The following is a 15,019-nucleotide window of genomic DNA, read 5'->3' as shown; positions in this document are numbered from 1 at the left end:
TTATCGCCGATGGCTGCCGCCCGGGTGTGCAGGCTGCTGCTCAGCCGCCATCGAGCAGCTGGCGCAGCTGCGGGGCGCAGCGCCGGCTGACCTCCAGCAACTGCGGCTCATCACGCAATACCGCCTGCAGCCCTCCCTGATGCCGGCGCAGCTCCAGCAGTTGGTCGCGTGCGACCAGGCAGTTGCGGTGGATACGCACAAAGCGGGTGCCGAACTCATCTTCCAGCGTCTTGAGCGAATCCTCGACCAGATCCTGGCCGCGCGCATGGTGGACCACCACGTATTTTTCTTCGGCCTGCAGGTAGCGGATATCGGCGACCGGGATCAGCCGCAGGCTGCCGCGCAGGCGCGCGCACAGATGCTGCCGCGGCCCGGCCTGCCGGGTACCTTCACGCCCCTGCCCGGCCATGAAGGTACGTACGCGAGCCAGCGCGCTGGCCAGGCGCTCGGGGCGGATCGGCTTCATCAGGTAATCCAGCGCCGCCGCTTCGAAGGCCGACAGGGCGTGGGCGTCATAGGCGGTGCAGAACACCACCGCCGGCGGTGGCTGCAGCTGGGCCAGTTGCCGGGCCGCCTGCAGCCCGTCCATGCCCGGCATCGCGATATCCAGCAGCACCACATCCGGTGCATGTGCCTGGCAGGCGGCAATCGCCGCGGCGCCGCTGTCGACCTCGGCGACCAGCTGGACATCGGCATGCTCGGCCAACAACCGGCGCAGACGCTCGCGCGCCAGACTCTCGTCGTCGACGATAACCACCTTCATGCCGTTGCCAGCTCCCTTGCTCCGCTCCACTGCATGGTAACCAGTGTCCTGACAGGCGTCACCGCCGCGGCATCAGGCCGGCAGCTGCAGACGCTGTTCGATCCAGTCGGCCAGGTCCTTGATTTCCTCGCCACAGACCTGGTGGGCCATTGGATAACGATGACCCTGCACCGTAAAGCCCAGCCCACGCAGGGTCTGCATGCTCAACTCGCCCAGCGCCAACGGCACCACCGGATCCGCGCTGCCATGGGCGAAGAACACCGGCTGGGCGGTGGCACCGGCCACCAGCCGCGAGGCGGCACTGGCCGGATCCGGCAGATAGGTGGACATGGCCACCAGGCCCGCCAGCGGGGTGGTGGCCTGCAGCCCGTAGGACAGGGTGATGGCACCGCCCTGGGAGAAACCTGCCAGCAGGATCCGCGCCGGCGCGATCCCGCGTTGCACCTCACGCTGGATCAGGGCATCGACCTGTGCGATCGACTCGGCCACACCGGCAGTGTCCGCGCGCGAGGCCAGGTCCATGCCGACGATGTCGTACCAGGCGCGCATGCGCGCGCCGCCATTGATGGTCACCGCACGTACCGGCGCATGCGGGAACACAAAGCGCATCGCCGGCCAGTGCCGACGCACCAGCTCCGGCACGATCGGCACGAAATCATTGCCGTCCGCGCCAAGGCCATGCAGCCAGATCACGCTCCACTGCGGGTTGTCGCCGGTCTGGCGTTCAATGGTTTCAAGCAACATGGGACCTCCGCGCACAAAGCACACAGCATAGCCGCTGATCGGGACGGTGCAGCGGCCAGCCCGCGCCGCCCACCCCTGCTGGCGTACAGCCCGGCAGCGGGCGTGCCATGCCTGATGCCGGCGCACCCGCTGCCACGCACAGGGGGTGACCGCCCGGCCATCTGTCACCGCCCCCGGGTCAGGGTCTGGCCGGACCACACCAGCCAGCCAACCCGGCTCCCGCGGCGCATCCAAAACCCATCAGCGCCCGTATCTGGTCAGTGGCATAGCGCCGCAAATTTCATTCCCCTGGGAGAATCCGCATGAAAGGTACTGCTTTTGCTCTCGTCCTGGCCGGCCTGACCGCTGCCACCAGTGCACACGCCTCCGGTCCTGAAGCCGGCAAGCTGAGTTTCTCGGTCTTTGGTGGCACCGACATTCCCACCAGCGGTGACGTGCACGGCGGTGCGACCGCCCCGGTGCCGGACCTGGGCCCGCTCAACCCGGACCTGGCCGGGGTCTCGGCCGAGCTGCGCATCCAGCCGCGCTCGCATGACCGCATCTACGACCGCGCCGACAGCTACGGCCTGGAACTGGGCTATGGCCTGAGCGACCGTTCCGAAGTGTTCGGTCAGATCCGTCACACCCGTGCCTCGCAGGGCAACGTGCAGGTTGGCGGCGCCTTCGTACCGGCGCTGGATACCGAGCTGCCGGTCTACGGCAACTTCAGCACCTACAAGAGCTACAGCGCCGAGCTGGGTTACCGCCATTACTTCCTGCAGCCGGGCAGCATCCGCCCGTTCGTCGCCGGCCGTCTGGGCGCCACCCGTACCGACGCGATCAAGGCCAGCTTTGACATCCCCGCTGCTGCCATCTCCATCCCCAACGCCCGCTTCACCGAGCAGAGCTGGTCGGCCTCGGCCGGTGTGGATGTCGGTGTGCTGTTCCCGGTCAGCGACAACTTCAGCATCACCGCACAGGCCGGCCTGCGCTACATCGCCAAGCTCGACGGTGATGACCGCGATATCGGCGGCCTGGGCCTGAGCAGCATCAACGATGACGCCAAGCGCCTGTCGGTGCCGGTGAGCATCAGCGCACGCTGGGACTTCTGAGCCCTGGCCAACGGCGGGAGAGCCGCTCCCGCCGTTGCTGCCCGCCCTGCCGTGGCGCCGGCCTGCGGGCCTGACCTGGCGCATAGCCAGTATCTGCAGGGCCAGCAGTGGCCATCTGGTGACCAGCCGCTGCGACCGCAACGGTCATCAGCAAGGCGCCGTGCAATCACTGCCCGCCGTCGTCCACGCGATTGCGACCATTGGCTTTGGCCCGATACAGGTTGGCATCGGCCATTGCCAGCAGCTGTTGTGGCGTGGACTGGGCATCCGGAATCAGGCAGGCCACGCCAATGCTGATCGTGACCACCGGCGCTACATCGGCGCTACTGTGCTCGATGCTCCGCTCGAATAACGCCAGGCGCAGCGCCTGGGCCTGGGCACGCGCTGCATCGAGGTCACACTCCGGCAGCAGGCAGACAAACTCCTCGCCACCATAGCGCGCGACCAGGTCATGCGAACGCCGGCATCCCTGGCGCAGCACATCGGCAACCTGCTGCAGGCAGATGTCCCCTTGCGGGTGACCATAGGTATCGTTGTAACGCTTGAACTGATCGATATCGATCATCAGCACCGCCAGCGGCCTCTGGCTGCGACGACAACGCTGCCATTCGGCTTCGAACAACTCATCGAAGCGACGCCGGTTGGCCAGCCCGGTAAGGCCATCGTTGTAGGCAAGCCCGCGGAAGAAGGCATTTTCCGCCTGCTGTTCCGTGTCATCGACCAGGGTGGCAAGGAAATGATTGCCGAAGGTAATACCCCCGATGCGAAGCGTGCGCTGCAGGCCCTCCAGGGTGGTGATCGTATAGCTCTGGTCGGGAATGTAACCCCCGTTGTTGTCTGCCTGCGCCACCGCCTGTTCCCAGATATGCCTTGCCCGGGCGCGTTGGTCAGCATCGGGGTAGGCCAGCAGCCACCACTGCTCCGGTGCCGACAGCTCATCCAGCGAATAACCACACAGCTGCTGGAAACGCCGGTTGACGTAATAGGCCTGGCCCTGCCCATCCACCATCAGCAGGCCGATCGGCATTTCCTGCATCAGGTGCCGCAGCAGACGCTCGGTTTCCTGCAGCTGCATGGCCTGTTGCTTGGCCTCGGTGACATCCTGGAGGTAGCCGTGCCACAGCACCGCGCCTGAGGCCAGCAATTCCGGCTTGGCACGCCCACTGATCCAACGCTCCCCCCGCCCGGGCAGGAAGACCCGGTATTCGCTGAGCCAAAGCTCCAGCGTACGTGCCGACTGTTCGATGCCATCCCTGACCGCCTGCAGATCGTCTGGATGGATCCGCGAAAACACCTGGCTGCCATCCTGCTGCAGGTCTTCGGGCCGACAGGCGTAGATGTCCTGGATGGCCGCACTGACATACGGGAAAAAACCATGCCCGTCGGCCTCCAGCTGGTACTGGTAGAGCGCCCCGGGAACGTTGGCGGTCAAGCGGTCCAGGGTTTGCTGCTGTTGGCGCTGTTGGCTGACATCGGTACAACTGCCGATGACACGCAACGGCCGGGCCTGCGCATCCCGCTCGACGATGCCGCCGCGATCATGGATCCACAAGTAATTGCCGTTCTTGTGCCGCATCCGGTAGAGATGCTCATACACCCCGGTCTCCCCCTTCAGATGGGTCTGCAGCACCTGCTGGGCCGCTACCAGATCATCGGGATGGACACGCGAGCGCCATTCCTCAAGGCTGTCACCGACCTCATCCTCGGCACAGCCCAGCATCGCCTTCCACACCGGGGAGAAGAACACCTTGTCGGTCACCGTATCCCAGTCCCATACCCCTTGATTGGTGGCTTCCAGCACCGCACGCCAGCGCGCTTCAAAGCCGGCGTTCATCGCCGCCAGTGCCCGCTCCTGCTGCAACCGCTGCAGGCGACGCTGATGGCGCGAACGCAGCCAGCCGGCCGCGAGCAGAGCCAACACCAGATAAGCCACCGCCAGCGCCACGGCTTTGTATTGCCAGTCGGCAAAAACCGCAGCGCGGCTGCGCGCCACGGCCACCAGCAATGGCTTGTCCATCTGCAGCGCAGCCGGCTGCACGGTGTGGATGGTCATCAACTGCACCGGCCCCCCTTCGACCAGCGCACCACTGAACACAGTGGCCGCCTCACCGCTTTGCAGGCGGCTGCTGAGCGGCGAACCGGGCCGGGCCATGTCCGGATCGGCCAGGCCAGCGGCCTGCCCGACCATCAAAAAGCGCAGACCGTCGCCGTGTGCCAGTGTCACCGAAACATCGGATGTGTAGCGAACCGACTCCAGCAGCGTGGTGAATGCCTCAGGATCCAGGGTGGCGGTGACAATGCCAGCGAAATTGCCCTGGGCATCCACCATCACGCGGGCCAGGGTGATGGCCCAGACATTCAACGCAGTGGTGTAGGGCGGGCTGATGATCAGCGTATTGGGCGAAGTGGCGCTGCGTGCCGCGCGGAAATAGTCGCGCTCGGAAAAATTGCGCCCCAGCAGCCCGTCACGGCTGGCGGCGATGACGTTACCGCGGGCATCCACCATGGCCATCGTCCGCACACCGATCATTGCGCGGGAAAAGGCCTTCAGTCGGCGCTGGGTGCGCTGCACATGCTCCGCCGATACAGGCAATGGCCCGGCGTCATCGATCACCGCTTCCAGCGCGCGATTCATCGCCTCAAGCTGCTGGCTGAGATTGTCGTTGATGACCCGCACCTGCTGCTGCAGATGTTGCCGCTCCCGGGCCTCGATGGCCTGGCGCTCGATGGCCAGAAAAAACACCAGCACCACCCCGCCGGCACACAGCAGCGCGATCAGCCACGGCATCGCGATCAACGCAACGGGATCTACCTTGGAATGGCTGGCCACCGGTTCTGCCTGGGCTGTGAGCGGAGGTTCGGGTCGTTGTTCTGCAACGATACCTGACTACAGGCGGGGACAGGCTGCCAGCAACCCCGTCAATGGCACCTTGTCCTGATCCAGCCGGAGCAAGGCAATGGTGCGCAGCAGGCTGGAGTGAAACCCGGGATCAACGACTGGCTGCTTTCTGGGCCCGTCCAGGCACGTGGGCCCGCCCCATCAGGGCACGCTTGTACGCCCGCCGGTCGAGTCAGACAGGGATAAAAACATGCGCGGCGCTGGCTGTTCTTGAAATGGGGGTTCACCCCCGATTTCACGGACACTTACAAGAAGGCCGATACAGGCCATGAGGAGTGTTCATGTCAAAGCGTCGCAAGTTCAGTGCCGAGTTCAAGCGTGGTGCAGTGGAACAAGCAAGTCGGCCAGGTGTCAGCTGCGCCCAGGTAGCCCGTGAGCTGGGCATTCGTGACAGCCTGCTGACCCGCTGGAAGCGGGAGGCACAAACGGCGGGGAAAGCCGCCTTTGTTGGCACCGGGAGCCCGCGTGACGAGGAAGTTGCCCGGCTCAAGCGCGAGTTGGCCCGGATCACCAAGGAACGGGATTTTTTGCGCGAAGCGGCGACGTTCTTTGCCAAGGGATCATCCTGAGGTATCAGGTGATCGAGCGTTGCCGCGATGAGTTTCCGATTCGCCTGATGTGCCGCTGCCTGCGGGTTTCGACCAGTGGCTACTACGACTGGAGCAAGCGCCTGCCCAGTGCCCGCCAGCGCGACAACGAGCGCCTGCTGGGCCGTATCCATGCGCTGCACCAGGACAGTCGGGGCACATTGGGGGCCGGCCGCATGCAGGAAGATCTGGTCGAGGAAGGGTTGACGGCCAGTCGGAACCGGGTTGCCCGATTGATGGCGGCAGCCGGCCTGCAAGGCTGGCCGCGCCCGAAACGGCGTGGCCAGCGCGCCCAACCGGCCCTGACGCCGCCGGGCGTGCGCAACCTGTTGGCGCGTGATTTCAGCGCCCTGGAGCCGGAAACCAAGTGGGTGACCGACATCACCGAGATCAAGACCCAGCAGGCCAAGCTGTATCTGTGCGTCGTGCTGGACCTGTTTGACCAGCGCATTTTGGGTTGGTCCATGCATGACCGCCAGGACCGGCAGATGGTGATCAGGGCCGTGCAGATGGCGGTTTGGCAGCGTCAGGAGCAGCATCCGCTGATCCTGCATTCCGATCGAGGCAGCCAATTTCGTAGCGGTGATTACCAGGACTACCTGGCCGCCAACGGCCTGCTCTGCTCGATGAGTGCGGTGGGGCATTGTGGCGACAATGCCGCCTGCGAGGGGTTCTTTGGTCTGCTCAAACGCGAACGGATCTATCGCACAACGTATCCAACACTCGATGCCGCCAGGTCCGATGTGTTCGAATACATCGAGCGCCGCCACAACCCCAGGATGCGACGGCGCCGGGTCAAGCAGGACCAAAAGTTTTCAGCCCTTTCCAAACAGTCCGTGATTTCGGGGTAGAACCCTGGAGAGGCCAGAACGAACGAAGGACGCCCGAAGGCAGCCTAAGTCTTTGAACTGATTGGTGGGCCCAGCAGGATTCGAACCTGCAACCAAAGGATTATGAGTCCTCTGCTCTAACCGTTGAGCTATAGGCCCGGCCAGCTGCACAGTGTAGTGCCCGGGCAGCTTTTGGTGAACCACCCACACAGCGGCGGCAAGCCGGTTCATCGCGACAACAGACAAAAGCCCCGCATCGCGGGGCTTTTGTTTCACTCATACCGCTGCGGGTACTCAGTCGATATCCAGGAACGAACGCAGCTGCTCCGAACGGGTCGGGTGGCGCAGCTTGCGCAGGGCCTTGGCTTCGATCTGGCGGATGCGCTCGCGGGTGACATCGAACTGCTTGCCCACTTCCTCGAGGGTGTGGTCGGTGTTCATGTCGATGCCGAAGCGCATGCGCAGCACCTTGGCCTCCCTCGGGGTCAGCCCGGCGAGCACGTCGCGCACGGTTTCCTGCAGGTTGATGTCGGTGGTGGCATCGACCGGGGACATCACGTTGGTGTCCTCGATGAAGTCGCCCAGATGCGAATCCTCGTCGTCGCCGATCGGGGTTTCCATCGAGATCGGCTCCTTGGCGATCTTCATCACCTTGCGGATCTTGTCCTCGGGCATGTCCATTTCCTTGGCCAGCTCCTCCGGGGTGGCCTCGCGGCCGTACTGCTGGAGCATCTGGCGGGAAATGCGGTTGAGCTTGTTGATCGTCTCGATCATGTGCACCGGGATGCGGATGGTGCGCGCCTGGTCGGCGATCGAGCGGGTGATCGCCTGGCGGATCCACCAGGTGGCATAGGTCGAGAACTTGTAGCCGCGGCGGTATTCGAACTTGTCCACCGCCTTCATCAGGCCGATGTTGCCTTCCTGGATCAGGTCCAGGAACTGCAGGCCGCGGTTGGTGTACTTCTTGGCGATGGAGATCACCAGGCGCAGGTTGGCCTCGACCATTTCCTTCTTGGCCTTGCGCGCCTTGGCTTCGCCATAGGCCATCACCTTGGAGATTTCCTTCAGCTCGTCCAGGGTCAGGCGGGTGTCTTTTTCCACCTGCTGGGTAGCCAGCTGCTCGGCAATGATCTGGTCCTTGACCTCACGCAGTGCCGAAGACCACTTCTGCTTGCGCTTGAGTGCATCCTCGACCCACTCCAGGTTGGTCTGGTTGCCTTCCCAGGAGCGGATGAAGTCCTTGCGCGGCATGCGTGCAGTGACCGTGGCCAGGTGCAGCACACGGCGCTCCTGGGTCTTCACTGCGGTCATCGTGTTGCGCAGCATGCCGACCAGCACGTCGGTCAGCGGCAGCGGCAACTTCAGGGTGACGAAAATCGCCGAGGTTTCCTCGCGCAGTTTGGCCAGTACGGCCGGCGTCTCACCCTTGGCCTGTGCCTTCAGGAAGCGGCCATGGGCCGCGGCCAGTTCTTCCATGCGCGCAGCCACTTCGGCCGGATCCGGACCGGTCGGACCGGCTTCTTCCTCGGCATCGGCGACATCGTCGTCAGCCTCGTCCTCGGCGTCGGCATCGGCGTCACTGCTGTCATCGCTGACCACCGCGGCCGGCGGTGCCGGCTCGTCGGCACTGAGGTCATTGAAACCAACGATGACCTCGGCCAGGCGCTTGTTGCCTTCCTTGTGCGCTTCGTAATCGGCCAGCAGCGCCTCGACGGTGATCGGGAAGGTGCCCAGTGCCGCCTGCACCTGGCCCAGGCCTTCCTCGATGCGCTTGGCGATGGCGATTTCGCCCTCGCGGGTCAGCAGTTCCACCGTACCCATCTCGCGCATGTACATGCGCACCGGGTCGGTGGTACGGCCACCTTCGGTATCCAGCGCGGTCAGCGCGGCAGCCGCTTCTTCGGCGGCGGTATCGTCGACTTCGCGGTTGCCGGTGCTGCCGTCGTTGAGCAGCAGGGTATCGGCGTCGGGGGCGACTTCATGGACATCGATGCCCATGCCGGTGATCAGACCAATGATGTCCTCGATCTGCTCCGGATCGACCATGTCGTCGGGCAGGTGATCGTTGACTTCGGCATAGGTCAGGTAGCCCTGTTCCAGGCCCTTGCTGATCAGTTTCTTGATGTCGGAATGCTGGGCAGGACGTTCGTTGGCCATGTAATGCTCGCGCCACCGGCTGTGGGTAAAAAGGACCTAGCATTATACCAGCATGCGCCGCGCCTGCCCGGCGGTGGTTCGGGCAGTCAGGGACGAAGCAGGAAGGTGACCGGGCCATCATTGACCAGGCTCACTACCATATGGGCGCCAAAACGCCCGGTTTCCACCCCTGGCGGGTGGTTTTCACGGCAGATCGCCACCAGTTCGTTGAAAGCACGTTCAGCCTCCTCCGGTGGTGCGGCGGTGGAAAACCCCGGACGGGTGCCGGAGCGGGTGTCCGCGGCAAGCGTGAACTGGCTGACCAGCAGCAAGCCACCGCCGGTATCGGCAAGGGAACGGTTCATCCTTCCGGCCGCATCGGAGAACACCCGATAGCCCAGCAGGCGCTGTGCCAGACGGCGGATCTGGCCACTGTCATCGCCCGGCTCCACGGCCACCAGGGCCAGCAGACCCGGGCCGATGGCGCCGACGACCTGATCATCCACCGTCACTTGCGCCTGGCTTACGCGCTGGATCAAAGCGAGCATGACAACTCCACGCAACAGGGGCGGCGACGATATCACGTGGCTGCAGCGGCTAAACTTGTGCGATGGATGCTTCTACCAAGGCCGGACTGATCTTCCGGCTCACCAGCGTTTTCACCCGCCTGCCCTGGCCGGTCCTGCGTCTGCTGGCCGACGGCCTGGCGGGCCTGTGGCAACGCTTGAATGCCCGCGAAAGCCGGGTGGCCCGGCGCAACCTGGAACTGGTGTTCCCGGAGCTGGATGCCGCTGCACGCGAGCAGATGCTGCGCCAGACCATGCGCGCCACCGCCCGCCAAACACTGGAAACCCTGTACCTGTGGACCCACCGTCCGGCCGACAACCTGCACCGCTGCCTGCGCCAGCGCCACGGCCAGGCGCTGTATGACGCGGCCCACGCCAGCGGCCGCGGCCTGATCGTGATCGCCCCGCACCACGGCAACTGGGAAATGCTCAACCAATGGCTGGCCTCGCGCGGGCCGGTCTCGATCGTGTATGCACCACCGGATTCAGCAGTCGGCGATGCCTTCCTGCAACGCGCACGCGGTGGCGAGAACATCACCCAGATCCCGGCCGAAGGCCCGGCCGTGCGCCAGATGCTCAAGACACTGAAGGCCGGCGGCACCGTCGGCATCCTGCCCGACCAGCAGCCCAAGCAGGGCGATGGCGTGTTCGTACCGTTCTTTGGCATCGATGCACTGACCATGACCCTGGTCAACCGGCTGGCCGCACGCACCGGCGCCGACCTGCTGTATGCCTGGTGCGAGCGCCAGGGTGATGGATTGCAGTTCAGCCTGCATGTGGAACCGGCCCCGGCGGAACTGGCCAGCGCCGACACCCTGGCGGCCACCGCGCGCCTGAATGCCGATATCGAGGCGATCGTGCGTCGCAACCCGACGCAGTACCAATGGACCTACAAGCGCTACACCCTGCGCCCGGCCGGTAGCGGCCAGGCCAACCCCTATGCCGACCTGCGCCGCCGCTGAGGGCCACGGCGCAACACTGTGTCACACCCCTGCCGGCTTGTTGCCGCGTCCGCACACCCCGATAAAGCTGCCATGACCTCTCCCACCTCCAGCGCCCTGACCTCCCCCCTCTTTGGCAACCCTGCGGCCGTGGCCTGCGAGCGCGCAGTGGCCGAATTACGCGCCGGGCGGCCGGTACGGCTGGGCGCCAGCGATGGCCGCCAGCTGGTGGTGCTTGCCCTGGACTGCGCCACCCCGGCCAGCTATGCCGCCTTTGCTGCCAGCGCCGGGCAGCAGCATCAGCTGCTGATCACCGCCGAGCGTGCCGCCGTCCTGGGCGATCGACGTGGCCACAGCCTGCGCCTGCCGCTGGCCGGGATTGCGCATGACGCGCTGCCGGCCCTGGCCTGGTTGCGCCCGGGCACGGCCCCGGACGCGCTGCTGGCACAGGCCCAGGCCGGCCAACCGGACCTGGACGAGGCCGCCGTTGAACTGGCCTGGCTGGCGCTGTTGTTGCCGGCGCTGGTGGTCCTGCCGCTGGAGCAGGACCTGCCCGGCTGGCGCGATGCCTACCTGCTGCCAATCGAACGGTTGCTGCAGGCCCCGGCCGGCGACCACTACGAACTGGTCGCACGCACCCCGGTGCCGTTGCGCGAGATCGGCTGGAGCGAATTCGTGGTCTTCCGCGGCGGCATCGCCCAACGTGACCAGGTGGCCATCGTGGTGGGCAACCCGGATATGGCCGACGTGGTTCCGGTGCGCGTGCACTCGTCCTGCCTGACCGGCGATCTGTTCGGTTCGCTCAAATGCGATTGCGGCGACCAGCTGCGCCAGGGCCTGGCCGCGATAAAGGCCAAGGGCGGCGGCGTGCTGCTGTACCTGGACCAGGAAGGCCGCGGCACCGGGATTGCCGCCAAGATGCGCGCCTATGGCTACCAGCACGAAGGCCTGGACACCATCGATGCCGATGCACAGCTCGGTTTTGGTGCCGATGGCCGCCGCTATGACGCCGCCGTGGCCATGCTCAAGGGCCTGGGCATCGAACGCATCGAGCTGCTCAGCAACAACCCAAGCAAGGCCGCGCGCCTGTCCGCCGCCGGGATTGAAGTGGTCCAGTGCACGGCAGTCACCGGCCAGGTCACCTGCGAAAACGAGCACTACCTGCGCACCAAGGCGGCGCGTGCCGGCCATCACCTGGATGTGGACTCACTGATCGCCGCGGCCCAACGCTGACGCAGGCGCTGGCCCTCTGCTAGGCTCGCCGCGCACTGTTGGAGCCTTCACGTGAGCCATATCCCGCCTTTGCCCGAAGCCGTCATCGCCCCTGCAGCCCCGTTGCCGGCCTCATCGGCAACGCCTGCACCGGTGCTTGCCGACACCCCGGATACTTCGCAATGGCAGCAGCTGCCGGTCCGCGGCGCACGCATCGCCGCAGTGGCCGGAGCCATCGGCATGGCGGTGACCCTGGCCGTGATCAGCCTGCCGCTGAGCCTGCTGCTGAACCACTGGCAGGGCTGGCTGTGGAAACTGCCGCTGGCCCTGGGCCTGGGGGCGGTGCTCGGCGCCGTGCTGTCCTGGCGCCGCCATCGACGCACCAGCTGGCGCCTGGATGCACATGCGCTGGCCGTGCGTCATCAATACCTCTGGTACAACGACACCCGCGTGCCGCGCGCGCGCGTGCAACACCTGGATGTACGCCGTGGCCCGCTCCAGCGCAGCATTGGCCTGGCGACCCTGGTCGTGCACACCGCCGGCAGCCGACTGGATGCGGTGTCGCTGTCCGGGCTCGAGCTGGCCGATGCCGAGGCCCTGCGTGAGCTGCTCGCACGCCCTGACGACCACGACGGCCTGTGAACACGCCACCGCCGCTGCCGCCGCTGGCAGAAAAAGAGCAACTGCTGCATCCGTGGTCCTGGCTGTTTGTGCTGCTGGCCCAGCTGCGCCAGTTCCTGTTCCCGCTGGTAGCCCTGGTGATCTTTGGCCAGCGCAGCGCCGGCCGCGAGGACAGCTACCAGATGGTGACGATGGTCATCGTCGCCGCGGTGCTGGTGGCCTCGGCGCTGCTGCGTTATTTCACCTACCGCTATGCCATCGGCGCAGACCGGGTCAGTGTGCGCTCGGGCCTGCTGGCACGTAACCGGCGCGAAATTCCCTTCGCGCGCATCCACAACGTGGCCGTGCAGCAGAACCTGCTGCACCGCCTGTTCGGGGTGGCCGAGATCCGGCTGGAATCGGCCGGCAGCAAACATCCGGAAGCCGAGATGCGGGTGCTGCGGCTGGACCAGGCGCTGGCGCTGGAACAGCTGGTGCGTCAGCACGGCCGCAGCCCGAGCCCGCCACAGGCCGATCCGGCTGACAGCGGCGGCAACGACGGCCCGGCCAGCGCTACAGCGGGCAGCCAGCTGCTGCTGGCCCTGCGTGCGCTGGACCTGGTCCGGCTGGGGCTGGTCTCCAACCGCGGCATGGTGGTGGTGGCGGCGGCCATCGGCGCGGTATTCCAGCTGGTGCCGCGTGAGGTGGTCGGCGATCTGATCAAGGCCCATGCCCGCCAGGCGATGGGGATGGCCAACGGCGCGGCGCTGTCGACCACCAGCGCGATCCTGCTGGCGGTGCTGTCGCTGGTGCTGGTGCTGCTGATGACCCGGCTGCTGTCCGTCGCCCTGGCCTTTGTGCAGTACCACCGCTTCGTGCTCAGCCGCGCCGATGGCCGCCTGACCGTCGAGCGCGGCCTGTTCTCGCGCTCGCGCTCCAGCGTGGGCCAGCGCCGGATCCAGGCCTGGAGCCTGCACCAGGGCCTGCTGCAGCGCTGGCTCAGGGTGCAGCAGCTCAAGATCGACATCGCGGCCGGCAATGCCGAGGACAACAACAACCGCAGCCTGCGCGAGCTGGCCCCGATCGCCCGCCAGCAGCAATGTACGCAGTTGATCCAGACCCTGGCCCCGGACCTGGCCTGGCCTCCGTCGCAGTGGCAGCCGGTGGCGCCGCGGCAAGCCTGGCGGCTGTGCCTGCCGGCGCTGCTGCTGTGGCAACCGCTGCTGATCACTGCGCTGTGGCAGCTGGCCGGCAGCTCGGCACTGCTGTGCCTGTGCCTGCTGCCGGTGACGGTGTGGCGGGCCTGGCGCAGCGTCGGCTTCATGGGCTATCACGTCGATGCCCATGCGGTGATGGTGCGTGGCGGCTGGTGGCAGCGTTGGTGGCGGATGGCGCAGACGGCGAAGGTACAGGGGCTGCGCCTGCGTCGTTCACCGCTGGACCGCCTGTGCGGCACCGCCAGCCTGCTGCTGGATACCGCCGGCAGCAGCATGGGCGGGCCCCGTCTGCAACTGGCGCTGTTGCCTGTGGCACAGGCGCAACAGCTGCTGGAGCAGCTGTCGGCCCGGATCAGCCGCCCCAGGGTGGCAAGCTCAGCCGATGCTGCGGCCCCAGTAACCCAGGTCCTTGCGGATCTGCAGTCGACGTAAGCAGGCCGACAGCGGCTTGCGCGCCAGCGGGCCCAGCTCGCCGGCCAGCAGCGCGTCGGCAGCGGCAATCACCCGCTGCGAGGAGCGGCCATCGCGCCAGGGGTGGATGCTGTCGGCATAGGCAGTGATGCGCGCCATGTGTTCCGGCTCGCGAGCCAGCGCGCGCCCGAGCAGCCGCGGCAACTGCGCCGGGTCGTTGAAGTCAAGCATGTAGTCCTCCGGCACCCGGTTGCGGAAGGTCACCACCGGTTTGTGCTGGACCAGGAACTCGGAAACGATCGAGGACGTATCGGAGACCAGCACATCGGCGGCGCGCTGTGCGGCCACCACCTGCTCCGGCTCGATGAAGCAGGCGTTGGCGCCGGCCAGCGCGCGGTAACGCGCGAACAGCTCCTCGCTGCACTTCGGATGCAGGGTCAGCAGCCAGTAGCGCTGGCCGGCCGCAATGTCGGCAGCAATGGCCGGGTACAGGTGCGGCGCCGCGCTCAGGCGTTCGGTAAAGGTGGAGCCGAACAGCACCACCGGCCGCCCGGCCGCCGGCAGGCGCAGGGCGGCGGCCTGGCCGCCGTCGTCCTGGAACAGCGGGTCCAGCTTGGGCCAGCCGGTTTCCACCACCTTGAAGTGGCCCTGCTCGCGCGCCAGCGCCGCAAACGGCGCGGTCGTGGCCGGCCCTTGCGTGCAGTACAGGTCGAACAGGCCGCGCACGCGGAAATGGCCACGGTTGTCCTCGCGCTTGCGCACATTGAAGCCATGGAAGACCTGGACCTTGGCCCCGGCGATGAACGGGGGCACCCAGTTGGCGGCGGAAAATACCGCACGTGGACGCAGCGCCAGGGCCTGCTGCAGCCCGATGCCGGTCACCCCGTCGAGCTGACCGCCGGCAGCGCCATCTTCGAACCAGCTGAAAACGCGATGACCCTGCGCGTGCAGCGCGGCGGCCAACGGGGCGAGAATAGGCAGCGCATAACGCTCCGTGGCAAACAACAGGTAATCGGCCATCC

Annotated in this window: 12 protein-coding genes and 1 tRNA gene; 6 read left to right on the top strand and 7 right to left on the bottom strand. The window is 66.3% G+C overall.

Annotated elements, in window-relative coordinates; all coding sequences use genetic code 11:
- Nucleotides 1-40 precede the first annotated feature (40 nt).
- Both ABB25_RS02050 and ABB25_RS02045 read right to left on the bottom strand, forming a co-directional pair.
- On the bottom strand, nucleotides 41-763 hold the full coding sequence (locus ABB25_RS02050; protein WP_057663017.1) for a LytR/AlgR family response regulator transcription factor: 723 nt from the start codon (nucleotides 761-763) through the stop codon (nucleotides 41-43).
- Between the two features lie 72 nt (nucleotides 764-835).
- Nucleotides 836-1,507 carry an alpha/beta hydrolase gene (locus ABB25_RS02045; RefSeq protein ID WP_057663014.1) on the bottom strand — a complete coding sequence of 224 codons (672 nt, stop codon included), beginning with the start codon at nucleotides 1,505-1,507 and terminating at the stop codon, nucleotides 836-838.
- 302 nt (nucleotides 1,508-1,809) lie between these two features.
- Here ABB25_RS02045 and ABB25_RS02040 point away from each other — a divergent pair, with 302 nt between their 5' ends.
- The gene (locus tag ABB25_RS02040) at nucleotides 1,810-2,598 is read left to right on the top strand and encodes an autotransporter outer membrane beta-barrel domain-containing protein (protein ID WP_057663011.1); all 789 of its coding nucleotides are present in this window, start codon (nucleotides 1,810-1,812) and stop codon (nucleotides 2,596-2,598) included.
- 166 nt (nucleotides 2,599-2,764) lie between these two features.
- Here ABB25_RS02040 and ABB25_RS02035 read toward each other — a convergent pair whose 3' ends face one another.
- Nucleotides 2,765-5,428, bottom strand: coding sequence for a diguanylate cyclase domain-containing protein (locus ABB25_RS02035; protein WP_211259277.1), 2,664 nt, complete (start codon nucleotides 5,426-5,428; stop codon nucleotides 2,765-2,767).
- Nucleotides 5,429-5,778: 350 nt separating this feature from the next.
- On the opposite strand from ABB25_RS02035, the gene ABB25_RS02025 reads away from it, so the two are divergent.
- Nucleotides 5,779-6,935 (top strand): IS3 family transposase gene (locus ABB25_RS02025; protein ID WP_152980924.1). Its coding sequence is split into 2 segments (ribosomal slippage): nucleotides 5,779-6,019 and nucleotides 6,019-6,935, totalling 1,158 coding nucleotides; the frame shifts between segments, so codons are not numbered across the junction.
- Nucleotides 6,936-6,997: 62 nt separating this feature from the next.
- Here the strand turns inward: ABB25_RS02025 and ABB25_RS02020 are convergent.
- The 3 genes from ABB25_RS02020 to dtd form a co-directional block, all read right to left on the bottom strand.
- Nucleotides 6,998-7,073: transfer RNA gene (locus ABB25_RS02020), tRNA-Ile, on the bottom strand.
- Nucleotides 7,074-7,208: 135 nt separating this feature from the next.
- Nucleotides 7,209-9,071 carry an RNA polymerase sigma factor RpoD gene (rpoD, locus tag ABB25_RS02015; protein ID WP_057663004.1) on the bottom strand — a complete coding sequence of 621 codons (1,863 nt, stop codon included), beginning with the start codon at nucleotides 9,069-9,071 and terminating at the stop codon, nucleotides 7,209-7,211.
- An 86-nt stretch (nucleotides 9,072-9,157) separates the two neighbouring features.
- The gene (gene dtd / locus ABB25_RS02010) at nucleotides 9,158-9,598 is read right to left on the bottom strand and encodes a D-aminoacyl-tRNA deacylase (RefSeq protein WP_057663001.1); all 441 of its coding nucleotides are present in this window, start codon (nucleotides 9,596-9,598) and stop codon (nucleotides 9,158-9,160) included.
- Between the two features lie 62 nt (nucleotides 9,599-9,660).
- Between dtd and ABB25_RS02005 the strand changes: the two genes are divergently transcribed.
- The 4 genes from ABB25_RS02005 (at nucleotide 9,661) to ABB25_RS01990 (ending at nucleotide 14,018) form a co-directional block, all read left to right on the top strand.
- Entirely contained in the window at nucleotides 9,661-10,578 is a 918-nt protein-coding gene (locus ABB25_RS02005; protein ID WP_057662999.1) for a lauroyl acyltransferase, read from the top strand.
- 72 nt (nucleotides 10,579-10,650) lie between these two features.
- The gene (ribA, locus tag ABB25_RS02000) at nucleotides 10,651-11,790 is read left to right on the top strand and encodes a GTP cyclohydrolase II RibA (protein WP_057662996.1); all 1,140 of its coding nucleotides are present in this window, start codon (nucleotides 10,651-10,653) and stop codon (nucleotides 11,788-11,790) included.
- Nucleotides 11,791-11,922: 132 nt separating this feature from the next.
- Nucleotides 11,923-12,411 carry a PH domain-containing protein gene (locus tag ABB25_RS01995; RefSeq protein WP_338062027.1) on the top strand — a complete coding sequence of 163 codons (489 nt, stop codon included), beginning with the start codon at nucleotides 11,923-11,925 and terminating at the stop codon, nucleotides 12,409-12,411.
- Entirely contained in the window at nucleotides 12,408-14,018 is a 1,611-nt protein-coding gene (locus tag ABB25_RS01990) for a PH domain-containing protein (RefSeq protein ID WP_083488057.1), read from the top strand. Before ABB25_RS01995 ends, ABB25_RS01990 begins: the two co-directional genes overlap by 4 nt.
- Here the strand turns inward: ABB25_RS01990 and ABB25_RS01985 are convergent.
- Entirely contained in the window at nucleotides 13,962-15,017 is a 1,056-nt protein-coding gene (locus ABB25_RS01985) for a CDP-glycerol glycerophosphotransferase family protein (protein WP_057662995.1), read from the bottom strand. The genes ABB25_RS01990 and ABB25_RS01985 overlap by 57 nt on opposite strands.
- Nucleotides 15,018-15,019: the final 2 nt, after the last annotated feature.

Source organism: Stenotrophomonas koreensis, assembly GCF_001431525.1.
Taxonomy (GTDB): domain Bacteria; phylum Pseudomonadota; class Gammaproteobacteria; order Xanthomonadales; family Xanthomonadaceae; genus Stenotrophomonas; species Stenotrophomonas koreensis.
Note: the sequence above shows the minus strand (reverse complement) of the source record. Positions and strands in the feature narration are given on the sequence as shown.